General features: G+C 55.4%; 18 protein-coding genes. 11 read left to right on the top strand and 7 right to left on the bottom strand.

Features of this window, described 5'->3' with window-relative positions; translation table 11 throughout:
* Nucleotides 1-80: 80 nt before the first annotated feature.
* From P0120_21650 to P0120_21690, 9 genes are all read left to right on the top strand, one after another.
* Nucleotides 81-824, top strand: a complete 744-nt coding sequence (locus P0120_21650; GenBank protein ID MDF0676914.1) for an iron-containing redox enzyme family protein — start codon at nucleotides 81-83, stop codon at nucleotides 822-824.
* 72 nt (nucleotides 825-896) lie between these two features.
* Nucleotides 897-2,612 (top strand): long-chain fatty acid--CoA ligase, encoded by a 1,716-nt coding sequence (locus P0120_21655; protein ID MDF0676915.1) that lies wholly within the window; start codon nucleotides 897-899, stop codon nucleotides 2,610-2,612.
* Nucleotides 2,613-2,623: 11 nt separating this feature from the next.
* Nucleotides 2,624-3,814: a thiolase family protein gene (locus P0120_21660; GenBank protein ID MDF0676916.1), complete on the top strand. Its 1,191-nt coding sequence runs from the start codon at nucleotides 2,624-2,626 to the stop codon at nucleotides 3,812-3,814.
* Between the two features lie 68 nt (nucleotides 3,815-3,882).
* Nucleotides 3,883-5,106 (top strand): 3-hydroxyacyl-CoA dehydrogenase, encoded by a 1,224-nt coding sequence (locus P0120_21665; protein ID MDF0676917.1) that lies wholly within the window; start codon nucleotides 3,883-3,885, stop codon nucleotides 5,104-5,106.
* A gap of 46 nt (nucleotides 5,107-5,152) precedes the next feature.
* Nucleotides 5,153-5,941: an enoyl-CoA hydratase gene (locus P0120_21670; GenBank protein MDF0676918.1), complete on the top strand. Its 789-nt coding sequence runs from the start codon at nucleotides 5,153-5,155 to the stop codon at nucleotides 5,939-5,941.
* Between the two features lie 27 nt (nucleotides 5,942-5,968).
* Nucleotides 5,969-7,192 carry a patatin-like phospholipase family protein gene (locus P0120_21675; protein ID MDF0676919.1) on the top strand — a complete coding sequence of 408 codons (1,224 nt, stop codon included), beginning with the start codon at nucleotides 5,969-5,971 and terminating at the stop codon, nucleotides 7,190-7,192.
* 6 nt (nucleotides 7,193-7,198) lie between these two features.
* Complete coding sequence (locus P0120_21680; protein MDF0676920.1) at nucleotides 7,199-9,142, top strand: acyl-CoA/acyl-ACP dehydrogenase; 1,944 nt, start codon at nucleotides 7,199-7,201, stop codon at nucleotides 9,140-9,142.
* Between the two features lie 74 nt (nucleotides 9,143-9,216).
* On the top strand, nucleotides 9,217-10,179 hold the full coding sequence (locus P0120_21685) for a helix-turn-helix transcriptional regulator (GenBank protein MDF0676921.1): 963 nt from the start codon (nucleotides 9,217-9,219) through the stop codon (nucleotides 10,177-10,179).
* A gap of 116 nt (nucleotides 10,180-10,295) precedes the next feature.
* Nucleotides 10,296-12,242 (top strand): acyl-CoA dehydrogenase family protein, encoded by a 1,947-nt coding sequence (locus P0120_21690; GenBank protein ID MDF0676922.1) that lies wholly within the window; start codon nucleotides 10,296-10,298, stop codon nucleotides 12,240-12,242.
* 79 nt (nucleotides 12,243-12,321) lie between these two features.
* Here the strand turns inward: P0120_21690 and P0120_21695 are convergent, their stop codons facing one another.
* On the bottom strand, nucleotides 12,322-12,753 hold the full coding sequence (locus tag P0120_21695; protein ID MDF0676923.1) for a nucleotidyltransferase domain-containing protein: 432 nt from the start codon (nucleotides 12,751-12,753) through the stop codon (nucleotides 12,322-12,324).
* A gap of 154 nt (nucleotides 12,754-12,907) precedes the next feature.
* On the opposite strand from P0120_21695, the gene P0120_21700 reads away from it, so the two are divergent.
* On the top strand, nucleotides 12,908-13,906 hold the full coding sequence (locus tag P0120_21700) for a zinc-binding alcohol dehydrogenase family protein (protein MDF0676924.1): 999 nt from the start codon (nucleotides 12,908-12,910) through the stop codon (nucleotides 13,904-13,906).
* 114 nt (nucleotides 13,907-14,020) lie between these two features.
* Nucleotides 14,021-14,857 carry a sterol desaturase family protein gene (locus tag P0120_21705; GenBank protein MDF0676925.1) on the top strand — a complete coding sequence of 279 codons (837 nt, stop codon included), beginning with the start codon at nucleotides 14,021-14,023 and terminating at the stop codon, nucleotides 14,855-14,857.
* A 700-nt stretch (nucleotides 14,858-15,557) separates the two neighbouring features.
* Here the strand turns inward: P0120_21705 and P0120_21710 are convergent.
* The 6 genes from P0120_21710 to P0120_21735 all read right to left on the bottom strand — a co-directional run bounded on the left by P0120_21710 (nucleotide 15,558) and on the right by P0120_21735 (nucleotide 23,990).
* Nucleotides 15,558-17,807 (bottom strand): pentapeptide repeat-containing protein, encoded by a 2,250-nt coding sequence (locus P0120_21710; protein MDF0676926.1) that lies wholly within the window; start codon nucleotides 17,805-17,807, stop codon nucleotides 15,558-15,560.
* A gap of 191 nt (nucleotides 17,808-17,998) precedes the next feature.
* Nucleotides 17,999-18,742: an ISL3 family transposase gene (locus tag P0120_21715; GenBank protein ID MDF0676927.1), complete on the bottom strand. Its 744-nt coding sequence runs from the start codon at nucleotides 18,740-18,742 to the stop codon at nucleotides 17,999-18,001.
* A 5-nt stretch (nucleotides 18,743-18,747) separates the two neighbouring features.
* Complete coding sequence (locus P0120_21720) at nucleotides 18,748-19,218, bottom strand: helix-turn-helix domain-containing protein (protein MDF0676928.1); 471 nt, start codon at nucleotides 19,216-19,218, stop codon at nucleotides 18,748-18,750.
* Nucleotides 19,219-19,554: 336 nt separating this feature from the next.
* Nucleotides 19,555-20,787: a type II toxin-antitoxin system HipA family toxin gene (locus P0120_21725; protein ID MDF0676929.1), complete on the bottom strand. Its 1,233-nt coding sequence runs from the start codon at nucleotides 20,785-20,787 to the stop codon at nucleotides 19,555-19,557.
* 722 nt (nucleotides 20,788-21,509) lie between these two features.
* A complete protein-coding gene (locus P0120_21730; GenBank protein ID MDF0676930.1) occupies nucleotides 21,510-22,676 on the bottom strand; it encodes an FAD-dependent oxidoreductase in 1,167 nt (388 codons plus the stop codon).
* A 69-nt stretch (nucleotides 22,677-22,745) separates the two neighbouring features.
* Nucleotides 22,746-23,990 (bottom strand): PepSY-associated TM helix domain-containing protein, encoded by a 1,245-nt coding sequence (locus tag P0120_21735; protein MDF0676931.1) that lies wholly within the window; start codon nucleotides 23,988-23,990, stop codon nucleotides 22,746-22,748.
* Between the last annotated feature and the right edge of the window lie 77 nt (nucleotides 23,991-24,067).

Below are 24,067 nucleotides of genomic sequence, written 5' to 3' on the forward strand. Positions count from 1 at the left end.
CAACCTGTTGCGATTGTAATATAAAAACGTTATCATCAACATAACACGAGCTCCCTTAGCTAAGAACGTTGGAGGCGCCTATGACTTTCTATAAAGAAATTCGGCAATTCGTACTTGAACATGGAGCCATCAACAATTCCTACCTCACTAGTTTTTGTTCCGGCGACCTCACAGACAAAGCACTCAAGGAATTCGCAGTGGAGTTCTACAACTTCGCCAGGTTTTTTCCGCAGGTTCTAGTGGCTCAGCTCGTGAATACCGAGGACGAACAGATCGCCGACGAGCTGACCAAAGTGCTGTACTCCGAACTGGGCGATGGAGAGACTCGGCGTCGCCACGAACTGCTGTATCGGGACTTCTTGCGGTCTCTCGGAATCGACATTCACGACGCCATGACTCGCCCGATGCTGCCCTCAACCCGCGCCTATATCGAAGGGATGGAAAAGTTGTACAGCGACGGCAACCATGCGAGGGCCTTGGGCGCCTCATTCGGCCTTGAGAACATGGCCATCACAATGTGGGATCATTTAATCCCAGGCCTCACGCAACTGAAGACAGCTCGTTATCCCCACATGGACTTGACCTATTTCACCTTTCACCGGCAACTGGAGCAGGGTCATGAGGAAGCCATGAAGCAGGCTGTTCAGGTCATGAGTGGTGGACCAGATTTCACGACACTCGCGGCTCGGCAGGAACAAGACTTTCAAGAAGGCGTAAAGGCAGTGTTGAATTATTTGGAGGGATTTTGGATGGGACTGGAAAGGCAACGATCCGCTGGCTTCAGGCAGCCGGTACAGCACGAAGTGCGAACGACGGCCTCTTAGCAGTGCTGGCGAGGGCCATGAGAACGTAGAACGTTGAGCGGCGGATGCGAGCTGGATGTTCGGGAGGGTCATATGGAACTGACCTGGATCAGTCACTACGACGCAGGCGTTCCTGCCAACGTCGGTTATCCCGATTGGACCGTGCCGGATCTCCTGCGACACTCATCGAACCGTTTTCCAGATTCTCCAGCACTGTTGTTTTATGGCACACGCATCTCTTATGGAAAACTGGACGACCTCTCGACCCAATTTGCGCTTGCGCTGCAGCAACTCGGCGTCAGTCAAGGAGATCGCGTCGCTCTCATGCTTCCCAATATTCCACAGACGGTCGTCGCTTATTACGGAATTTTGAAAGCCGGCGCCGTCGTCGTACCGATCAATCCGCTCTACGTTGAACGAGAAATTCAGATGCAACTGACCGATGCAGGGGCGGAGACAATCGTGGTTCTTGACCTACTCTATCCTCGCGTTCGAGCGGTGCAGGACGCGACGACGCTCCTCAAGCGGATCATCGTCACCAGCGTTCGGGACTATCTCCCCTTCTTTAAAAAACTCCTCTATCCCATCAAGGCTCGGTTAGCCAAACGTTGGGTTTCCATCGAGAAAGCTCCGCCTGTGTATGGCTTTCTCGAACTCCTACGCACCAACTCTGTACAGGGCGCGGATCATACCGACAGTCTGCCTCTCGTACGCCCGATCGATCTCGCACAATTACAATACACCGGTGGGACGACGGGAACAGCCAAAGGCGTGATGCTCACGCACCACAATGTGGTTGTGAATACACTTCAGGGCCGATACTGGTCCCCGAGCTTTCGTGAGGGTCGTGAAATCTTCCTGGGTGCCATCCCATTTTTCCACTCCTACGGTCAGACCACCTGTCAGAACCTAGCCATCGCGACAGGATGCGCAGTGGTCCTTCTCCCTCGGTTCCAACCAGCCGAGGTCATCAAGGCGATCCATGCCCATCGCATTACCATGCTTTCGGGCGTACCCATGATGTATTCGATGATCACTGAACATCCGGATGCGAAGCGCTATGACTTACGTTCATTGCGGGTGTGTCTGAGCGGAGCCAGCTCGCTTCCTGCCGATGTGCAGGAGCGTTTCGAACGCCTCACCGGAGCAAGAATTTCAGAGGGCTATGGCCTGACTGAAGCCAGTCCCGCGACCCACTGTAACCCGATGCACGGGGAGCACCCATCTGGTTCGATGGGACTTCCCTTCCCCGATACCGAGGCGCGGGTGGTGGACTCAGACACTGGACTGGAGGAAGTGCCGGATGGCGAAACGGGTGAATTGATCGTGCGAGGACCTCAGGTCATGCTGGGATACTGGAACAGGGAAGACGAAACACGCGCCGTGCTGCGAGACGGATGGCTACACACGGGCGACCTTGTCCGTCGGGATGATCGCGGATACTTCTACTTTGTCGATCGTAAGAAGGACATCATTAAGTCCCGGGGAGAAACGGTGTATCCGCAGGAGGTCGAAGAAGTCTTGCGTCAACACCCGGCGGTGAGCGAAGCCGCAGTAGTTGGGGTTGCGAACCACGAGTACGGTGAGGTCATCAAAGCCTACGTCGTGGCGAAACCGGGATCGTTCGTCACCGAGCAGACATTGATCACGCACTGCGCCGGACTGCTGGCGCGATACAAGATCCCGTCGACCGTGGAATTTCGCCAGGAGCTGCCGCGAACGGTCATCGGCAAGGTGCTGCGGCGGACATTGCGCGATCAGGCGGTCCGAACGAGCGATGCCGAAACGGTTCAACATCAGGCAGTGTGAGTAGGTGACCCATGAAAGACCTTGTGATCGTAGCCGGCGTACGAACTCCGATCGGCAACTTCGGTGGCGCATTGAAGGATGTGTCTGCTCAAAAGCTCGGAGAACTGGCGGTACGCGAAATTCTCGCACGGACCCGCCTGGATCCAAAACTGGTCGAAGAAGTGATCGTCGGTTGTGTCGGGCAGCCGAGCGATGCCTACAACATCGCCCGTGTCATCACCCTCCAGGCCGGTCTCCCCCTCCGGACTCCAGCCTATACGGTCCAACGAAATTGCTCCTCAGGCCTTCAGCCGTTTGTGAACGCCTACCAAAATCTCCAAAGTGAGGATGCCGATGTGCAAATCGTGGGCGGTGTCGAGAACATGAGCCGGGCCCCCTATCTCTCCCGAGACATGCGCTGGGGCAAACGCCTGCGGCATGCCGAGTTCGTCGACAGTATTTGGGAAGGATTGACGGACCCAGTCTGCGGCCAGCTCATGGGCCGGACAGCGGAAACCTTGGCTGAGGAGTTTGGTATCAGTCGTGTAGAGCAAGACCGGTTTGCGATCGACAGCCACCGCCGTGCATTCAAAGCCATACGGGAAGGTCGTCTGAAAGAGGAGATCGTGCCCGTTACCCTGTCCAAGTCAGTTGCAGGGCGCGAAGTCGCTCCACTTGTGGTAGCTCAGGATGAAGGTCCGAATGTCGGTCTAACCGAACCCCAACTGACCCTCTATCCTCCACTCTTCAAGGAGGGAGGCACCGTCACCGCGGGCAACAGCTGTCCGCTCAACGACGGAGGTGCTGCGGCGCTCGTCATGTCGGCTGAATGGGCCAAGGAACTTGGAATGCGTCCGCTCGGTCGCGTGAAAAGCTATGCATTTGTGGGCGTGGACCCGGCACGCATGGGCATCGGGCCGGCGGATGCACTCCCGGCAGCACTCAAACGAGCCGGCCTCGGTTTGGCCGATCTCGAACTGATCGAGGTGAACGAAGCGTTTGCCGCTCAGTACCTTGTCGTCGAACGATTGTTGGGACTTAAACGAGACCTCGTCAATGTCAACGGCGGCGCCATCGCCTTGGGCCACCCGGTCGGGATGACCGGCACCAGGCTCGTCATCACAGTCCTGTATGAAATGCGACGGCGTGGCGTGGCCCTGGGCGCCGTGACGATGTGCGTGGGTGGCGGACAAGGAGCGGCGATGGTCTTGGAGCAGGTGTAACCCGCACATGTCCATCGTCGCCCACCGCCCCATGACGACGCCGGATTATGAAGAGCGTGAGGCGAGACATGTACATCTATAAGGTCGGGATCGTTGGAGCTGGCACCATGGGAGCGCAGATCGCGGAGGTGGTGAGCTACGCCGGGGTGCCGGTCGTGCTGGCCGATGTGAACCACACGCTAGCGCAGCGGGGAATCGAGGCCGTGCGCGCAATCTACCAGGCGCGGGTAGACAAGGGGAAAATGAGCCCGGAGCAATTGGAAGAGAAGATGTTGCTCGTGACTCCATCGTCGGGCATGGAGGCATTTAAGGACGTCGATCTGGCGATCGAAGCGGTTTCGGAGGACATGAAACTCAAGGATCTGGTGTTCCGCGAGTTGGATCAGGTCTGCCCGCGTGGCGCGATCTTGGCGAGTAACACATCGGCGCTGTCTATTTCTGGACTCGGCGCAGCGACGAAACGTCCGGACAAGGTACTCGGTCTCCATTTCTTCAACCCGGCCTACGTCATGCGGCTCGTAGAGGTGGTGCCGGGGCTTGCAACCGCGCCGCAGACACTCGATGACGCGGTGAATTTTACCGAAAGCATCGGAAAACTGCCGATTGTGGTGAAGGAGTGCGCGGGATTCTTGGTCAATCGTGTGTTGATGGCCTATGTGAACGAAGCCGTTCGTGCCTTGCAAGACGGAGCCGCCATGCTACAAGAAATCGATCGGGAGATGGTGTCATTCGGCATGCCCGTCGGTCCACTTGCTCTCCTAGATGCGGTGGGTCTGGATATCTCCTTCGAGGTTGCTCGCATTCTATACCGCAGCTATGGGCCCCGCATGATGCCGGCTCCCCTGCTTGAAGCCATGCTGAAGGCGGGCCGTCTAGGAGTCAAATCGGGTCAGGGCTTCTACGACTATGTCAGCGGAGAGGAAGGCGGTCGTGATCAAGAACTTGAACGACTCCTCCAAGTATTCAGACCTGATTCCAATCATGCTGCGGCACGATGGAGTCGATCGCGATTGCTCCTGGCCATGACCAATGAGGCAGTCATCGCGCTCCAAGAAGGAGTCGCCTCTGCAGCAGATATCGACCTGGCGATGATGGCCGGGATCGGTTATCCCAAGGAAAAGGAAGGTCCGTTGCATTTCGCGGATCAGCTGGGCATTGATCAGGTTCTGCATGAGCTTGAGGATTTTGCGGAGACATTGGGTCCACGCTTTTGGCCTGCGCCGATGTTGCGCCGAATGGTGGATGCCGGATTCACAGGGCAGATGGCTGGGCGAGGCTTCTTCACATACTGAAAGTCGCCGGATCGGCGTTCGAATAGGGCGAGGAAGGAAACGCATCATGACTGTCATGTCAGGTGCCATGCACAGTTGCAAGATTGAAGAAGGCGTCGCGCTCGTGACCCTCAATCATCCGCCCGTCAACGCCCTCACACCTGAACTACTCACGGAGTTGAGCACCACGTTCGACTCGCTCGCGAACGATAAAGCCGTGAAGGCTGTGGTGCTCACGGGCGCGGGCCGATTTTTTGTCGCAGGTGCTGATATTCGCGTGCTGGCCTCCATTCCGTCGTCAGTTGAGGGCGAAGCGATGGCCCGCCGAGGGCAGATGATCTTGAACAAGATAGAGGCTCTTGAAAAACCGGTCATTGCGGCGATCAACGGGGCCTGTTTGGGGGGAGGATTGGAATTGGCCATGTGCTGTCACATCCGCCTTGCAGCAGAAGGCATCAGACTTGGCCAGCCAGAAATCAATCTGGGCATCATGCCGGGATTCGGCGGCACCCAACGCCTTCCTCGGCTGATCGGCCAATCCAAGGCCATGGAATTGATCCTGACAGGCGAGCCCGTTTCAGCTCAAGAAGCCATGAGCCTGGGTTTGGTGTCTCAGGTGGTATCCGCCGATGACCTCCTGCGACAAGCGCTGGGACTGGCGCGCACGATGGCTGCGAAAAGCCAAGTGGCGCTCCGGACGTCGCTCCAAGCGATTCGTCGGGGGAGTGAGGTGAATCTTTCAGATGGTTTGGATCTAGAAGCCCGGCTTTTCGGAACACTGTGCGATACCGACGATCGGAAAGAAGGAACAGCCGCTTTCTTGGAGAAACGACAGCCTCGGTTCAAGAACCGTTAGGCCTTCAGGGGACAGCGGGAAGGCTTTATGCAAACTCGACGATCGACAAAATTGGGATTGGCCCTAGCGGGTGGCGGTTTCACGGGCTATCTCTTCGAAGTCGGCGCCTTGACCGGGCTGGACGATCTCCTCGGTGAATCGTTCACCAGCAACGATTTCGACATGTATGTCGGCGTGAGTGCCGGTTCAGCTGTGGCTGCCCTGCTCGCGCAAGGGGTCAAGCCTGAAGAGATCCTCGAAACCAATCTGTCCGGGAAACGTCCCTACTATTTTGAGCACCGAGATATCTTCAGGCCTGCAATCGGGGAAGGTGTGAAAACGATCTGGCGGACGACCAAACAATTGATCCCATTGCTGAAGCTCTATGCGCGCCACTACCGGGAGATGACGCTCATCGACCTGCTCGGTAAGGCCCAGGATGCGCTCCCCAGCTGCATCTATCGATTGGAGCCCTTCGCCGGATATCTTGAGAAAACGTTCACAGCCAAGGGACTGGGGCTACGGTTTGCCGACCTCCGCAAAGACCTGTATATCCCGGCCATCGATTTGGAATCCGGGGAATGCGTCATTTTCGGCGAAGAAGGCCGACGGAACATTTCCATCGCCCAGGCGGTGACCGCTTCCTCCGCCGTACCGATCTATTTCTGTCCGGTGCGCATCGAGGGCCGCGATTATGTCGACGCGGGAATCGGTCGGCCGGCGTTCTTCGACTTGGCCGTCGCGAAGCACATCGACCTCATGGTGATGATCAACCCGATGGGTCGCATTCCACTCCCCGATTCATCATGGTGCGGTTCAGCCCACGCCAAACGTCCGTCTCGCCTTCGTGACAAGGGGTTCTTGACGATCGGCGAGCAGGCCAGCCGCATCAATCTCGACGCACGTATTTCGCAAGCGCTGACCATGTTCCGGCAAGACCATCCCGAAAAAGAACTATTGGTGGTCACACCGGGTGTCAACGATGCAGTTCTGTTTGAGCGGAGTTTTCTGAGCTATCAAGACCGCGTGCATCTCCTGCGAGCCGGCTATCTGTCGGTCGTGACGTTGGTGCGCGAAGCATACGAGAACGTTCAAGCGCAGTTTGCACGCCATGGGATCGTTCTCGAACGAACCAGCTTTGAGCACCGTGTTGCGTCACGCATGGCGCTCCTCGATCAGATCGTGGCGGCCTCTTCTCCTCCACAGCGACCGGTCACAGGCGTAGCGATTGGTCTCGACGCCTCTCGAACCGCTCTGCACCAAGCCAAGTAGGATGCGATGACGATAGTGAACAAGCACCCCTTCTTTCAAGGCTCGCTCGCCGTAGCAGAAGCCTCCCGGGATCGAACTCCTTATTCAGGTTTTCTGGCCGGCCTCTTCGAGGGGGTGGTTCGCCGCGAACTCTTCCGAGCGCAGTCGATCCCACCACTCCGCGACACAGCGAAGGAGTTCCTTGAACATCTTCGCCTCCTTCTGATCGAGAAAGTTGATGCAGAGAGCATCGACCGAGAGGGGGAAGTCGGCGAGGAGGTGTTGGTGGCTCTCAAGGACATTGGCGCCTTTGGACTGAAAATACCCACAATCTACGGAGGACTTGGCTTCACTCAATCGGAGTACCACCGTGTGGCGACCTTGCTCGGAAGCCATGACGCCGCGACCACGGTGCTGATTTCGGCGCATAACTCGATCGGAGTCGCGGAACCAGTCAAGCTCATCGGGAACCGCGAGCAGCAACAACGATTCTTGCCTCGCCTCGCTCGCGGCGACATTTCAGGCTTTGCGCTCACGGAAAAGGGAGCCGGCTGCGATATTTGGGATCTCCGAACCTACGCCATCCCGGTGCGAGAACAGGGCACCTTGGCGGGCTATAGACTCACCGGAGATAAATTGTACACGACGAACGCGCCTCGCCAGGACAATGAGTTTTTAGCGTCGCTCTTGGTGGTGATTGCTCAAATCGTACAGGAGCCTTGTGAGGTCACTCGCCCCAAATCGGAACGGCGGTTCGGCGCCTTTGTCGTCGACACCCGCACACCGGGGTGTCACTGCGCCAGGCTCCATTATATGGGTGTGCGCGGCATCTACAACGGCACAGTCCGGTTAGACAACATCTTCGTCCCAGTGGCCGACCGTTTGGGAGACGAGGGAGAGGGGTTACGACGGGCCCTAGAAAGCTTGACGATAGGCCGGCTCACCTTGCCCGCTGCCTGCTTGGGAAATCTAAAACAATGTTTGTGGCTGGCGCGAAGCCGGGCGCAACAACGCGTGCAATATGATCGTCCGATCGGCGAACATACAGATATCGGTGCCAAGATTGTGCGCATGGCCGCGCGGGTCTTGGCACTAGAAGCGTTGGTTACCATAACAGGGGCCTGGGCCGACGCCAAGATCGATGTGCGGCTTGAGTCGGCTGCTGCAAAAATTCTCGCCACCGAATGGCTGCTCGACTCAGTGCTCGACCTCTTTCGCATTTATGGCGGGCGTGGGTTCGAAACATCGGAATCGCTCCGACTTCATGGGGACCTGCCGGCACCGATCGAGCGCATGGTCCGAGATGCGCTGATCAATGTGATTTGGGAAGGGACGAACGGTATCTTGACCCTCTGGATCGGCCGTGAAGGATTGACCGAGTACGTATCCCACGGTAAAGCCTTCTTGGAATCGCAGATCGGCGAAATGGTACGTGCCCTGCCGTTCTTCGCCAAAATCGCGAGCCGTTCCCTCAACCGCTTGCCTCGGATCGGAGTGTGGTCGGCTTCCACCGCGCCTGAGTCGGTATGGGAGCGGTTTGTTACGGCGAAGTCCCGAGAACTCGCACAGAAGTCGCTGTGGGCCGCAGCCCATCATCGTCAAGGCCTGGCGCGTAAGCAACTGTTGACGACATGCCTGGTCAAAGCCGGGATGCAACTCTTTGCGGTGGAATCGTTGTTGTGGTACGTAGCGCAGCCGGCCGCGCGGACTCATCCGTTGGCCGAAAGGCTCTTGCAGCACTTTTGTTCACAGATCGAAGACGAGTTCAATCCGAAGCCCTTGCTCTCTTTCACGCAATCCCTATGGCAGGACGACTCGCATGTGTTCCGCTTGGCGCAGGATATTCTTGCCGGCAGGGCTGACTGGTTGGAAGAGGGGATCCTTGCCTGGCACCCTTCCGGACACAACCAGAAGAACCAGCTCGCGCCCACGATGGGAGAACAATTGGCGGACTTTCCAATGAAGCACTGAGCGATGTAAGCAGGAGTGAGCCGTTTCATCCAGACCGCCCCTAGACAGGAGGATCAGTCCCTAATGAGGTCAGCATGACAGAAATTGCGGGATACTTTGAATTGGTCAAGGGCCGGTATGGATTGAGCAGTGATTACGCCTTGGCAAAGAAACTCGGGATCGCCCAGCCGGAAGCCAACCTCATGCGACGCGGGCTGAAAATCCCCAAACCTGAAGTGTGCATCAGAATCGCCAAACTGCTCGACAAGAACCCGGTGGAGCTCTTGCTGGCGGCGCAGAAAGACAAGGCTCCCCGGCAGGCCAAGGAATACTGGACCCTCGCGCAAACGGCCGTTGACGTCATGCTTCATGTCCCTAAAAGCCCGAAATACATCCCACGGAAGGTGGCAGCCATCGGCCAAGAACTTCGCCAGCTTGAAACGCAAAGGCTGACGTACAAAGGGGCGGAAGCCAACGCCGAGGCGGTCCGGCTGGTCCAAACGGCCGAACATTCGATTGATGCGCTGATGGAACGCTGGAATATCTGGCAGAAGGGCGAGGCCCTCTATCCGAATTACCTCCTGGCGAACCAGGAGGCCGTGAAACGCGGCGTCATCGTCCGACGTCTGTTGGTGTTGACGCAAGAGCAAATGAGGCAGGAGTCGGATGTAGCCGATGCCATACAGGTCATGGAAGATCAACAGCGAGCCGGGATCAAGATATTCTACGCGTTCCGGGGGGAGCTGGAACGCGCTCCCACGTTCCAGCGCTTTGAGGAAGATTATAAGCGACAGGGCGCGGCGAGAGACCTCAATGCCGCCATGTTTGACGGGGAGATTCTCATTTTCTCTCAATCCTACGGCCAAGCGCAGCTGGGCGTGGTCGGTCCGCCGACACCCATTACGATGATCAACCAATTGGAGATCACGTGGAAACCGGACTTGCTGCGGGATCTCGATCCCGCCCCGCTCTTCGACATGACCCGGTATGTGTTTGAATACGGAGGACCCCACGCATTCCAGACGGAACTGACCAGGTTCAAGAGGTCTGTCCGATGAAATTTCTCTCCGAGCCGTTCAAGATCAAGGTTGTGGAATCCATAAGCCGAACCACGCGCGAGAAGCGGGAGCGGTTGTTCGGCTAGGCAGAACCGATGACTGTCTGAGGAACCATCATGGCCACTCTGTTCAAAGGGTTCGAGCGGATCGAAGAGGCCCGAGAGCGGTTAGCAGGCCAGAGTTTTATGGTGGGACTGTTCGCCGGACGGCCAGACTTTTCACTCCTCCTCATGCCGGAAGAGTCACCGGAAGACAAGGCTGATTGGGAAGCATTCCGTCCGCGTCTGGAAACGTTCCTCACGACGCAGGTCGATCCCGATGAAATCGAACGGACCACGAAGATCCCGGACTCAGTATTGAAGGGACTCTTTGCGCTCGGTGCCTTCGGCATGAAAATTCCCCGTCAATATGGAGGGCTCGGGTTCTCCTACACCAACTACGGTCGTGCCCTCATGCTCATGGCGAGCTGGAGCAACGCGCTCGCCCTCACCGTCGCCGTGCCGCAATCGATCGGCATTGCGATGCCGATACTCATGTTCGGCAACGAGGAGCAGCGGCGCAAATACCTCCCCCTTGTGGCCTGGGAAGCCGTTTCGGCATTCGCACTCACGGAGCCGATGACCGGATCCGACGCCGCAAACATTGCAACGGAGGCTATCTTAGATTCCACCTGGACGACGTTTGTCGTGAACGGCGAAAAGCTGTGGTGCACGAACGGTCCCATCGCCCACTACGTGACGTTGATCGCACGGGTACCGGCCAAGAGGACACAGCAGAATGGACACACGAGGTGGGAGCCGGTTCCGGACGGTAAGGGAGCCGATGACCACGTTCACACCGCTTTCATCCTCGACATGCAGACACCCGGCGTTCGTGTCCGACAACGATGTCAGTTTGAAGGCTGTAGGGGGATCGAGAATGCTCATATGACGTTCATAGATGTGCGCATCCCGACGGAGAATGTCATCGGTGAAGTGGGCCGTGGGCTCAAATACGCCTTGACCATCCTCAATGTGGGCCGAGCGGTCAGCATCCCCGCAATTTGCCTTGGCATGGCCAAACAAGCGTGGCAACCCACCCTCGATCGGGCCAACCAGCGAGTCACCTTCCAGAAACCTCTGGGCACCCGGCAGACGCAACGCATGAGGCTGGGCCGCATGGCTTCGCATCTCTTCGCGATGGAGGCTCTCGCACTCACGGCGTGGCGAATGGCGGATCAGCATACCTATGATGTCCGGATCGAGGCAGCCCTGGCCAAGCTCTTCTGCTCCGAGAAGACTATTCAGGTCTTAAAAGACGCCCAAATCATCTTCGGAGGGATGGGGTACGAAACAGCCCATTCTAAGAGGGTTCGTGGAGAGCCTGCGTTCGGCATCGAACAGCTGGTCCGCGACGCCGAGATGTACCGAATCGGAGAAGGTGCCACCGATATCTTAAGGCCGTTCGTCGCGCGTGAGGGGCTCAATATGCATCTTGAACAGGTCGGACGCCTCTTCGACGAACGAACGACAGGCGTTCATCGACTCATCGAGTTGCAGCGACTTGTGAGGTTTTATGTTCCTTGGTACGTGAATCAATGGAGAGGTGGCCGATTGCCGTCTGGCTCAGAGTTCCGACATCCAAAGGTCCGTTCCCAATTGCTTTTCGTCGAACGTGCGAGCCGTCGCCTGGCACGAACTATCTTCTATGCCATGCTGCTCCATCGCCAAGCGCTTCGAGATGATCAAGGCAGACAAACTCGGATCGAGATGGTCGGTGAAGATCTTCTGGTGATCGCAGCGACAGCACTCTATGCCGAAGCCCAGGAACGGACCGCCGGGCTTCCGGAAGTGTGGGACCTGGCAGATGAAACTTTCCGAGAAGCCAAGCAACGTGTCGAACAGCACATCAAAGAACTGATCCGCAATCAGGATACCGTGGTGGCGGCGGTTGGGGGAAAAGCCCTCAGCGGTCGATACGCTACGCTCAATAATGGAATCATACGGCGTGGGCTTCAAGACTACGTGAGACGAGAGAAGAACGCTCTCAGTAGCTTGGAGGAAAGCGAGCGAAAAGCAATCTGAGCCGATCGGCTGTGGAGGGTCAGCACTGCCAAGTCATCGAGAATGAGGCTCATCTTTCTGGTGATAAGCTCGCGGTCGATCATGGGCGGGAAGGCTCCGCGACCAGCGATGACAATTGCCGGGCAACATGCCGGCGCTCCAATTCCAGGTAAGGCCGAAAGTCTTGGTACGCGTTGAATGCGTGGAGGCGCAGACGGGCGAGGTCTTGGGGCATCCCGAACAGGACGCGGCATGACTCAACGATTTTCTTGAGGAAGAGGGGGTCCGCCCGGTTGAGGATCGCCAGATCTATTTTGCATCCCGGGAATTGCGCCTGCAATGCCTCTTGCATCTCCAGAACGGTCTGAAACGACGCGTCAGGTGTCTCAAATTGAATCGCCAGGTCTAGATCGCTGCGATCATGGGTCATGCCTGTGACCGTTGACCCAAACTGGAGGATCACGCGAACCCCGAAACGCTGGGCGAGCTCTCTCAACCCCCACACTGCTTCTGTGTTGCCTTCCTCGCTCATTCCACGCTCCCAGGGTTTTCATCCAGACCGTAGCCTAGTGAGAACCACTTCAAATGTCTATGTGCCCCCAGTTGTTGCGTGTGTTGTAATATCATGCGGACCCGTGGGTCGTTACTGTGACCGCCATTGGGCCTTGCCAAGAGGGGGTGAGTCTATGCGCGCATGGTTGATGGACTCCTACGACGGGATCGAACGATTGCGGCTTGGAGAGGTGCCCGATCCTCACCCTGGGCCCTCAGACGTGCTGCTGAAAGTACGATATGCCGCGCTCAACCCCGCCGATGCGTTTCTGGCGCAAGGGCTCTATCCAGCCAAACCCACCCTTCCACACATCCTTGGGCGTGATGGCATCGGCGATGTCGAGATGGTGGGATCGCGCGTGGAAGGCATTCTCGTGGGTGAGACAGTCGGGATTCTGCGCTGTGACACGGGAGTGGAAACGCCGGGAACGCTGGCCGAGAAAGTCGTCCTCCCTACGGAAAGTCTCGTCCGTATCCCCGCCGGTTGGTCTCTCGAAGAGATGGCCGGTGCTCCGCTGGTCTTCTTAACCGCCTGGCAGGCCTTGACGCAGTGGAACGATCCGTCTGCCCCTCCCCCGGAACAATCCGTTCTCCTCGTCACCGGCGCCTCAGGCGGAGTCGGCCTCGCATCAGTGCTGCTTGGACAATCGATGAATCTCATCGTGGTGGCCTTATCGCGCGATGCAGAGAAAAGAGCTAAGTTAAAATCGCTCGGCGCTGATTTCGTGTTTGACCCTGAGGAAAGAAATCTCGTGAAGTCCATATCTGCTGCGATCAGTCCGAAGAAGGTCAATCTGGCCATCGACTGCGTTGGTGGCAAGCTCTTACCTCAAGTCATTGCCCTTCTCGGTTATGGTGGAAAGATCAGCATCGTCGGAAGGAGCGGAGGCTCGGTCCCCGAGTTCAATACGGCGACCTTGTTATTCCGCCGCATTCGCATAGGCGGTGTCTCGGTCGGAGATTATACGGCCCAGGCCGCTCAGACTGCATGGAAAGAGATTATCGATCGGCTGGAGATGATCGGACGCCGCCCGCCGGTGGATAGCATCGTCCCGTTCGAAGAAGTCAAGAAGGGATTCGCACGGTTGGCACAGGGCCCGATGGGAAAAGTGGTGATACGGGTGGCTGGCTAATGGCTGAGGAGACCCCATGGCGGCATTTTTTCAGCACGACGAATCCTTTGGCAGGAAAGATAGTCTGATGTCCTGTGGAAGCATACACCCTCCCGTCACTGGAGAGAGGGTCACATGAAGACAGACATATTCGTTCGTCTGACGGCGTTTCTCTCCGTGTTCATCGCAATGGCGTTGTGGGAGGTTTGGGCTCCTCGTCGACGTCTCAGCACCACAAAGGTCGGACGGTGGGCTGCTAATTTTTCAATCGTCGTCTTAGATGCCGCGACGATCCGACTGTTCTTTGCAGCCGGCGCCGTCGGCGCCGCTATCCTTGCAGCCGACCGAGGATGGGGGTTGCTCAACCAATTTGATTCGCCGAGGTGGCTGGAAGTACCGCTCGCCGTGGTGGCGCTGGATTTCGTTCTATACCTCCAGCATGTGATGTTTCACGCCGTGCCGCAGTTTTGGCGGTTCCACATGATGCACCATAGCGACTTGGATTGCGATGTGACAACGGGCCTTCGTTTTCATCCCATCGAAGTCACCTTGTCCATGGTCATCAAACTCGCCGCGGTGGCCGCGCTTGGTCCTTCGCCTGTCGCTGTCGTCGTGTTCGAAGTACTGCTTAATGCAACGTCGATGTTCAACCATAGTAATGTCCGGATCTCGCCTGCGGTCGATCGTGCCCTTCGTTGGCTGGTCGTCACTCCTGATATGCATCGCATCCACCACTCTATTGAGCCGCGAGAGACGAACACCAACTTCGGGTTCAACCTGCCATGGTGGGATAGGCTGCTTGGGACTTATCGCGCCGAACCCACTACAGGTCAAGAGAAGATGGTGCTCGGTCTTGAGCACTTCAGAGACCAGGCTCGCCTCACTTTGCCGAGATTGCTGGTGCTCCCTTTTGTTGGGACAACCGGCAACTATCCGCTCAGTCGAGGATCAGGCTCGAAGAGCACAGACTGAATCCCCCATTCGTCAAATCGACAGGAAGTGACCGGCGGCCCTCACGAAGTGAAGAGATGATACTGGAGCGGTTTCAACTCGTCGCCAAGAACTATCATACGGGCTCCTGGTCGCGGCAAGCATCATGTGACGCATAACTTCAAGCACTGAAGGTGTCTATCCGGCGGCGGCAAGAGAGAGGCTTCCCCTGATGAGCCGCTGGTACGCGCAAGCGAGGCTTGGAGCCGGCGACCCGGATTGAACGGGCGACCTGTGGTTTACGAAACCTTCAAAGTGGGGGCCTCGAAACCCACTGAAAAATCGAGAATCACCGCGTCTACACTCACGAAACAGCCTCTTGGACTCTTACCCTTGCTTTCCCGGAATTCCCCTACATTTCCCGTCTATTCCCCTACGCTTTTCACTACGATCTTGTTATCGAAATCCCAATTTTGTATAAAAACCAACTTAGAGTCGATTGCAACGACATCTGGGTTCTTTGGTCTCATCCTACCTCGCAAATAGACACCTAATAACTCCTGATCACCTCCACAAAAACAGTCGAGGTCGTGCCCTCACTATAGAACGAATTTTGACTCGGCACTAAAATCTTGCGGGCGGAGAGTTGACTGGTATCTAACCCTTGCCAGCCAGCCAAGAGAGCGCTCCCCTTGACCTATCAAGTTCTTTGTAGCATTTGGTGCTGCAATGGGCTTGCAGTTTAACTCGTCAACATTGGTAGTGTTCCGATAGTTTTAGACCGCTTTTGTTGCACCGAACATAACTGATCAGCGAGTTTCTCCAGTGTGTTAGCCACCTGCCTCATCCCATGCGGGTTGGTTGGGGAATCGAAAAGAAACGCATTGCTAGGTTCTTTCTCTTCCAAATTTAAACGTGAGAGCATTTCTTTACGAAGTTGAACGGCGAGGCTTCTAAACTGCTTATTGTAAGCGACGATTTGCTCGTCCATGAATTGTGATGATTGTTCAGCGGCCTTCTTACGCTCATCGTCATTTTTGGTTTTAGTATCAGAGAGGCTATCCAATTGTTTATCCGTGACATCACTGAAATTCCGTAATAACTTTGCAAGAGTTAAGGCTGCTTGTTGCAAGCTGCCTATACCCCACGTTGAGTATGAAGTCACTTTTTTGGCTTCCGGCAGGACGTTTTCAAGTGGCTTTGCACAAGGCTGTGGCATCCTGAGGCCGTCGGGAAGAGAAGTCCGTTCGCTTACGCAGGTTTTATCAAGCTGCTCTTGTGTTAGACCCGTAGCGCCTGACAAATTCGCACCTTCAAGACGAACACCCTCTAGATCGGCGCCACTTAATTGCGCACCCTTCAAGCTAGCGACAGCTATATGATGCCCCTTGTCGGTGCCCCACATAAAGTCGGGTAATTCTATCCACATCATATTTGCCCGTCCAAAATCCGCACATTGGAACTTCGCGTCCCTCAAGTTAGCCCCTTCGAGGTTGGCTCCATTGAGCCATGCCATTTCACCACTTACTGATCGGAGGTTTGCCTCTCTTAGATCAGTCTCCAATAGATACGCGCTCCTCAAGTTGGCCGACGTAAGATCTGCCCGCTGAAGCTTTCCGTTCATAAAATAGGCCCCAGCAAGATTCGTAGTTCCCAAGATGCTGCCGCGTAGATCCACCGTTGACAGGTTCGCCCTTTGTAGATCCGCGTTTCTAAGATCTGCGTTGACTAAAAACGCATCGGCTAGGTTCGCATATGTCAGTAATTTATTCTTCAACCGAGCACCGGTCACATTTTCAATGTTTTTTCCATCCCAATCTGCTGGCTTCACCGACACTTCTGCATTTTCTAGATTCGGAAATGGACTATACGTAACCCAGGCAAGGATTTTAGGTGCAAACGTTTGATACCAGCTGGCCTTAGGAAACTGGTTTGGCAGATTGCTATTAGATATATTGCCTGGCTGCGTTTCTATTCCCATGATGAAGTGTTGATGGACCGCCTGAAAGCTACCGAAAGAAAGAAGGCACAATATAAGGCCAACAGCGCTGGACATGCGTATAGAGACCCAATAAGAAGGAGGAGTAATGTCTAGCGTGTTCCTACTAAGCGTTTCGCGAGCTAAGAGACAAGAGTGAGTGCCAAAACCTATAGCGACTATGATGATAGCTATGTGGACACCTGTCATGTACCAGGATTGCAATGACAGATATTTTAGCCATACAAATGGAAGAGTGAAGGCGGGTAGAAGAAACCACACAAGTACAAGCGAGGCAAATGCCTGCACCTTGGATAAGGGTGGTGGTTTTTGGCTTAGATGAAAAAGAAAGTAATAGAGTAGACCCGTGGGAAACCAGGGCGCAATCTTTTTGTCTATTGATTGTCCATCTGCGAAAACCGCTGGCAGATTTGATAATCGTTCCCAGAGACGCTGGAGCTGAATATGGAGGTACCCATATGTAATAAGGAGAATAATTGGAGCAACGAAGTAGAACCCACCAATTTGGACCTTTGTTCCGATAATAGGAAGCGGAGATGAATAAGTGTTAGTTAGAAGATTTGCATCTGACGTTGTGGCGATTGTTAGCCACGTGTACACACATCCAAGGATCAAGAGTAAGAATGTCTTTCCGTTATATCTGATCGACACATCAACCTGTGAGAGGGCATCGAATAGTTCCGCATCTTGAGGTAACTCTGCTCCTGACAGATTTGCCCCTCCAAGATTAGTCCCTTGGATGTTCTTGACTTTAGTAAGATTAGCCTTTTGAAGATTTACATTCCTAAAATTTGCGCCAAAAACATCCAAATCTGTAAGATCAACTCTTCCCAGATCAGGGAAAAGTGTTGGATCGCCTTGTCTCCAATTATTCCAAGAGCCTACGCCTCTTTTAATCTGCTCATGACTACTGTGCATCCGATGTGGTTCTCGCCACACTTTTAATGCTTTGAGAAAACGGTGAAGCAATGTCTCTTTTTGTTGTACTTTCATTATTAATGTTCTTAATTGGCAAGAAGTAACGGTCGATCGATATTCTACGAGTGATGCAAAAAAGACGCAACTTGAGCGCACACTATATACGTGTGAATATGTTTCACATCGCTACGATGATCTGCTTTAGATACCAACATTTTCTATTTCCTTTTTCTGGCTCAACGCAGATTCGTGTGGGTGAATGCTGCTCAGTTCTGAGGCAAGAAGGCCGTGAGAATCTTGAGCCGCAGGTACTCCTCATCCCGATAGCCATAGGCGCGCCGTTGAATCACCCGGATCTTGTTATTCAGTCCTTCGACGAACCCGAGCTTGACCTTGTTGCCGGGTGTGCAATACGCCGCGATGCCATCCCAGTGCCGTTCGATTAAACCGGCAAACTGCTCGAAGGGACGGAGCCGTTGCCATGTGAGCTGCTCCCGCCAGCGGGTGAAGAACTGGCGCGCCCAGCCCTCCCGGCGATAGGCCCAGAGTTGCCCGAACTCCTCCTTGAGCAGATAGGCGGTCGCCAGGCGCTTGTTGGCCCGCAGCAGCTTCCGGAGCGAACGGCGGCCGGCCAGCGTGAGATTGGCGCGGTGAGAGAGCAGCGTGTCGCGCTGGCCCTTGATGAAGGCCCGGTCCTTCGCGGCGACCCGCTTGTATTCGGCGCGGCGGACCTGATCCATCGCCTCAGCCAGATGGCGCAGCACGTGGAACTTATCGAAGAGAATCTGAGCCTGCGGGGCATGGGTCTGCACCGAGGTGCGGAAGGCCTTCCCCAGGTCCATCACGGCCAGCCGAATGCGGGCCGTCTGCTTCGGGCCCAAGTCGCGAAAGCACCGATCCAGGTCGGCCTCAGTCCGGCCCCGGCCCCCGACCCAGATCGGGCACCCGCGTTCCAGATCGCTGACCACGAGGCGATAGGTGTGGCCTTTTTTGATCGACAACTCATCCACGCCGATCACTCGCGGGGCGGCTGCGGCGTCCTGGTCAACCAGGCCTGCATGGACTGGGTGTCCAGGTCCTTGACCGTGTGCTCATGCAGGTGCAGCAACTGGGCGACGGCCTTGTTCGACATGTCCCGACACAGGGTGCCAACTTGGTGGGCGAACCGTTGTGTAGAGCGCGGATTCTGGGCCAGCCAGTCGAGCCGCTCCACCTTCACCCCCCGACAACGCGAGCAGGCCACTCGCCGCTGCTCAAAGGCCACATCGATGCGCCAGCCCGCTGCATCGGGACTCCCGTACCCGGCGCGTCGTGCGGTCGTAGAAGGTCCGGTGCCGCGTTCCACAACCCGAGCACACCGCCGTTGTTTTCGCCGGACCAGGGTGACGAGCCGGGCGTGGGGATCGCCAAAGACCCCTCGCAGCCGGCTGCGAGCGCGGAATCCCGGAAAGGAGAACAAGGCGGAGAGTGTCTGGATATGTTTCATCGGTCCTCCAGGTCACAGGCCGCCAGGAGTCTGCCACAGATCTCGGACAAGATTCGAGAACCGGCCAATCAGGCCCACACATAGTCTGGCTGCGGGGTTGGAGAAGAAGCGGCTCTCTCATTGACCCACTCCAATCTGCATAGAGCCAAACAATGAATAAACCGGCGGCCCTCACGGAGTGCGGATAGAATCAGGTCAATTGAAGGTGTTTATCCGGCGGCGTCAAAGTGGAGAGGCTTCGCCTGGTGAGCCGCCGGAACGCACAAGCGAGGTGTGGAGCCGGCGACCCGGATTGAACGCATAGTATATGCGCGACCAGATGTGGATGCTGAGTTGTTAAACAAGCCTGAGAGAAAGGGCCATGCCTTTCTCCCATTCCTCGATCATGCGCCTTGCTATATCTGCAAAGTCAGGGTGGTCCTTGGCATAGAGGCGAATTTCGCTCAGAGTGTGTGCCATCGCCTGTTCGATGCCAGCAAGAATCCCTTTGACTTTCGAAGGAGGGAATGCCATGCGCGTCTCCCCGAGCCTTCTGAGTTCCTTGGCATTCGGCCACCTGGTCGTTCCGTTAAGAGTCAGCGCCATACTATCTTTGGGGAGGTACACGGCAGTGGTGACAAGATCGTAGACCGGCGCAATTCTCGCTTCCAGGCGAACATCTTCATAGATAACGGCGAAATTCTTCAAATGGGCGTCACCATTGCGAAGCGCGCAGTTCAGTGCAATCAGTGTGAAGAGCTTCTCCAGATCTTCATTGACATGTGGGGAGTTTGCAAATTCCTGAAACCGTTTCATGATCGAGGTTTCATAACTACCCTTATACTTTTCGTCCGTCCTTCGGGCGTTCAGCACACAAAAATCCTCGAAGCCGCGATAGGTCCCGTCCGAGCGTAGGTCGAAGCGATCAATCACGAGGGCCATGCCATCTTCGGCCAGCCGATATGGAGGCACTTCAAGTCCGCACTTCTCTGCCGCCCTGAGGCAAAAATATTCGTTAGCCGCGAGCTGTGGGTACTCGTTCGGCTCCCATAATTTCACTATGTGAGTGGCGCCACGGTAACTATGAGAGAGACGGGTTTCGGCGAGCTTCAAGGCCGCTGATGCTTGTTCATCGCGCACGAGGATTTTTGGCTGTACGCCACTGATGCCCGAAAAGGTTGCAAATTTCTCGATCAAATATGGGAGTAAGTCTCCGCCTCTTCGACGCGCCAGAATTTCGTCCACGGACTGGAGGGGAACGTCCTCATGGAGTTGCTCTTTGTCGCCGGTATAGCGGATGCGTCCGACCTGAGAGCGTCCCACGATGGAGAGCAAATCGAACTCGTCAAACGTTCCAGTAGCCTTGGCGAAGGCAAGACGCAAGCGTTCGCGCAACACCCCTTCAGGGAGATTCATTTCGCAGATTGGGGGCAAACCAAAGGCGGTATCCCAGGAGGCCAATCGCACCGGCATGGTCACTGAGACGGCACGTTGCGGTATCGTATCGGGCAGATAGACAAATGTGCTGCCACGATCACGGTACCGGTCGAGCAGGCCGGCTTCAGCTCCGTCTGTCCAGACCTTCATCATTGCGTTGTTCTTCTATGAGCTCGTCGAGAGTGGGCCTTAGTGAGCCTGTCTCGTGAAACGTTAGCTCCATGCCCAGCGCTGACAAAAGCCGAGTAATTTTAGAAAATCCAAGCTCGCCAATGCGGCCATTCTCCAATGCATCAAGCGTCGTGCGACCAATAGAAGCCCTCCTGGCTAGTTCGGACTGGCTGAGTCTAAGCTTTTTGCGCTTAGCGGCGATTTTGGCACCGAGCGATGCAAGATCCATCATATTGACTAATATATGAGTCATTATCCATATTTTCAATCATTCTGACTAGTATAAAGAGCAATGGGACAACATTTTAAGCGCTTGAAATGGTTATGTAGGCTCCTCTGAAATTAAGACGGTCAAAAGTGGAACTTTCTGGCACACTGACGCTGATCAGAGGGGGAGCATAGTGGTCACCTGACTCTGATGGCTCGCTCGTAAAGTTGTTGTAAGGATGGATCCGGCGACCCGGATTGAACGGGCGACCTGCGGTTTACGAATGGCTTAAGTGTTAATACCATAATGCTCGGTGTTTCAAATGGTTTCCCCGTTTCTTATATGAATACCGAGACTTAGGAAGATTCCAGCAGCTCTATAGATCTCAGAGGTTCTCACGGATTCGACTAACTTTTAACACAAATTTAGCACAGCCCGGCTGAGGTTCGAGTGGCTGAACAGCTGGAAAGAGGGATTTCCATGTTTGCATGCAAAGCTATTTGATCATCTGATGATGAAGTTCTCCGATGTCACCCCTCTTTTCCAGGAAAATCTCTTCGAAGCGGATTTTTGATGCATATGGTTCCGCGCCCAGCTTGATTTCCAACACATCGCCGTCCGACATGTATTGCGAATAGAGATACAGCCCCTCCCCACCCCCCTGATCCATGACGCAACGAAACTCTGGCAGATAGGCCCTCACCGAGCCCTTCCGGTTGATCCTCCAGGCGACATGCTCAGCCGCGACCGTCGCCTGCATCAAAGCCAGGTGACCTTGTCTGGGACCGGGATTGCCGATGCAATCCCCAACGGCGTAGATGTTCCGGTGGATTGATTGATCGGCGCGCCAAGTGTTCCAGTCTGCGGGAACGAATCCGCGTTCATCGGTCAGACCAGAGTTTTCCAGGGCCTTGATGCCTCGGTAAGGCGGTACCAGTACGCACAAATCATACGGCAGAGTTGTCCCATCATTAAAGTAGAGCGTCTTCGCGTCTATTCTCACGAGACCAACCTCCAGGTGGACGATGATCCCGCGCTTTTCGAAGAGATCTTCCAGGTATTCCCAGATTTCCGGACCGCCTGGGGGTAAAAGACATTCCTTATCGCTGATCAGGTGAAGACGCGCATTATCTCGAATCCCCGCCGTGCGCAAGTGGTGATCGAGGTCCATGAGGACCTCCATCGGTGGGCCATCGCAGGGTGTATAACCCGCACCCACGCCACAGAAAAACTCTCCACCTTGAAACTTGAGCAGAGCTTCTCGCGTCTCGAGGATTCTTCCGGGATCGCATACCGAATAGGCAAACTCGCGTGATCCAGGTAGGACTTCGTACGCGTGACGTGAGCCCGTCGCCAGGATGAGGTAATCAAAATGACGACGCCCGCTCTGACACACAATTTCATCGTGGTGCTGGTCCACGGAAACCATAGGGTCACAGATGAACTCAATGCCGGTGTCCCTAAAGTTTTCAGCAAGATTCATGGTGATTTGTTCAAGGTCGAGATTCTCAAACAACACCCGAGGAAACGATGCTCGGAATGTCGTGCGCGGCTTGTCTGAAATGATGAGGATCCGATGCTTATCATCGAGAAGATGGCGCAGGTCCCACGCTGCCTTGATTCCCGCAAATGAGGCGCCAACAATAATGATTGTTTTGGTCATTGTATTCCTTGCCTTTGTTTTGTTAATTCCACGTTATGGAGTTTTCAGAGAAGCTCCGTAACGGCCTAGTCACATCTGCGCCGGCCTCTGGTCCGACACGATGATCGAAACAGTATGGTTATTGGATATTTCCACCGCGGCTTTGCCAACCCGTCGGGCAGCCCAGCCGAGCAACACCCCTATCGTGAACCCCGTCAGATCGACACCGGCCATCGCCCATTGTCCCATTGGTACGCTCATGAACAGATGACTATTTGTCGTCAACCCATTGAGAAGGGGCAATGCTCCCAACAGGAATGCCGACCCGTACAGTTGATCTCTCCACGCCCTGATCGAACATCGTCGAAATAGACTATGAACAAGACAAAGGCCCCAGACGATAAAGAAACAGCGGATCTCCCAGCGCGATCGCTCCGTGAGCACCATGGGCAACAGTCGATTGGCCCAGAAGAACGCACCCACGGCCACCGGTAACCCAGCCATTGTGGCGACATTGAGGATTTCAACAACGCGATGACTCATCGCGCTTGAATGACCCGCCTGGGATTTCTGTCGCTTGGTGGTCCATAAGACGAGTCCTGTTGCGATCATCACGGTGGCCGACAATCCCATGATGAAATAGAGCCACCGCATCGGACTGCCTCCCAATCGAGCGAAGTGCAGAACAGAGAGCAACGGCAGGGTGCCTTCGCTTTCACGGAGAAGTGGGATGTTCACCGGCATATATATCGACCACAATATTGCGAGACCTGTGACGGCAATCATGAGATGAAAGGGGATGACGAGAATGCCAGTCAGGTTATGAGCATCCAACAAGACACGTGGATAAGGCCGAAGACGAATCATCATCACGTCCTTGAACGTCCACCGATGACCACATACGCCGGTGGCAAGGGTGATGAGCATCACGATCGCCGCGATACCGACCAGCCAGGCGCCGGGCCACCCGAATAGCAATCCGTAGTGAAAGTGATAGAAGAAATCTCCCCCCTGGGTGTCGCGGAAGGTAATCATTTTTCCTGTGACCGGATTGATCGTTTGGCCTGAGAAGGTTCGTTTCTCCTGCAATTTGACCAAGAGGACTGGCGGCCGATCTGTGGGAATAGACACATCCCAGCGATCAACCTGAACGAGTGACTCCGTGACAGATGGGACGGTATCGTTGAAATCACGCGCATGTGCCGAGACCTCGAGTAACTCCGGTTGCATCCAATAGGTGATCTCGTTGTCAAAGACGGTAAGCGTCCCCGTCAGAAAGACCGCGAACAACAGCCAGCCGAAGAGGAGACCGCTCCAAGAATGTATCCCTTTCATCGAGTGCGTGAACTGCCTTGCCTGGCATCCTTTAGCGCTGCGATGATAGATGCCTCCATGTCATGGCCTGGAGCTTC

Source organism: Nitrospira sp., from assembly GCA_029194675.1.
Taxonomy (GTDB): Bacteria; Nitrospirota; Nitrospiria; order Nitrospirales; family Nitrospiraceae; genus Nitrospira_D.

Coding starts and splice junctions, on each gene's coding strand:
- P0120_21650 (MDF0676914.1), top strand. CDS start 81: ATGACTTTCTATAAAGAAATTCGGCAATTCGTACTTGAACATGGAGCC.
- P0120_21685 (MDF0676921.1), top strand. CDS start 9,217: ATGACAGAAATTGCGGGATACTTTGAATTGGTCAAGGGCCGGTATGGA.
- P0120_21735 (MDF0676931.1), bottom strand. CDS start 23,990: ATGAAAGGGATACATTCTTGGAGCGGTCTCCTCTTCGGCTGGCTGTTG.
- P0120_21700 (MDF0676924.1), top strand. CDS start 12,908: ATGCGCGCATGGTTGATGGACTCCTACGACGGGATCGAACGATTGCGG.
- P0120_21655 (MDF0676915.1), top strand. CDS start 897: ATGGAACTGACCTGGATCAGTCACTACGACGCAGGCGTTCCTGCCAAC.
- P0120_21725 (MDF0676929.1), bottom strand. CDS start 20,787: ATGATGAAGGTCTGGACAGACGGAGCTGAAGCCGGCCTGCTCGACCGG.
- P0120_21670 (MDF0676918.1), top strand. CDS start 5,153: ATGACTGTCATGTCAGGTGCCATGCACAGTTGCAAGATTGAAGAAGGC.
- P0120_21695 (MDF0676923.1), bottom strand. CDS start 12,753: ATGAGCGAGGAAGGCAACACAGAAGCAGTGTGGGGGTTGAGAGAGCTC.
- P0120_21730 (MDF0676930.1), bottom strand. CDS start 22,676: ATGACCAAAACAATCATTATTGTTGGCGCCTCATTTGCGGGAATCAAG.
- P0120_21690 (MDF0676922.1), top strand. CDS start 10,296: ATGGCCACTCTGTTCAAAGGGTTCGAGCGGATCGAAGAGGCCCGAGAG.
- P0120_21705 (MDF0676925.1), top strand. CDS start 14,021: ATGAAGACAGACATATTCGTTCGTCTGACGGCGTTTCTCTCCGTGTTC.
- P0120_21660 (MDF0676916.1), top strand. CDS start 2,624: ATGAAAGACCTTGTGATCGTAGCCGGCGTACGAACTCCGATCGGCAAC.
- P0120_21680 (MDF0676920.1), top strand. CDS start 7,199: ATGACGATAGTGAACAAGCACCCCTTCTTTCAAGGCTCGCTCGCCGTA.
- P0120_21675 (MDF0676919.1), top strand. CDS start 5,969: ATGCAAACTCGACGATCGACAAAATTGGGATTGGCCCTAGCGGGTGGC.
- P0120_21720 (MDF0676928.1), bottom strand. CDS start 19,218: ATGAAACATATCCAGACACTCTCCGCCTTGTTCTCCTTTCCGGGATTC.
- P0120_21710 (MDF0676926.1), bottom strand. CDS start 17,807: ATGAAAGTACAACAAAAAGAGACATTGCTTCACCGTTTTCTCAAAGCA.
- P0120_21665 (MDF0676917.1), top strand. CDS start 3,883: ATGTACATCTATAAGGTCGGGATCGTTGGAGCTGGCACCATGGGAGCG.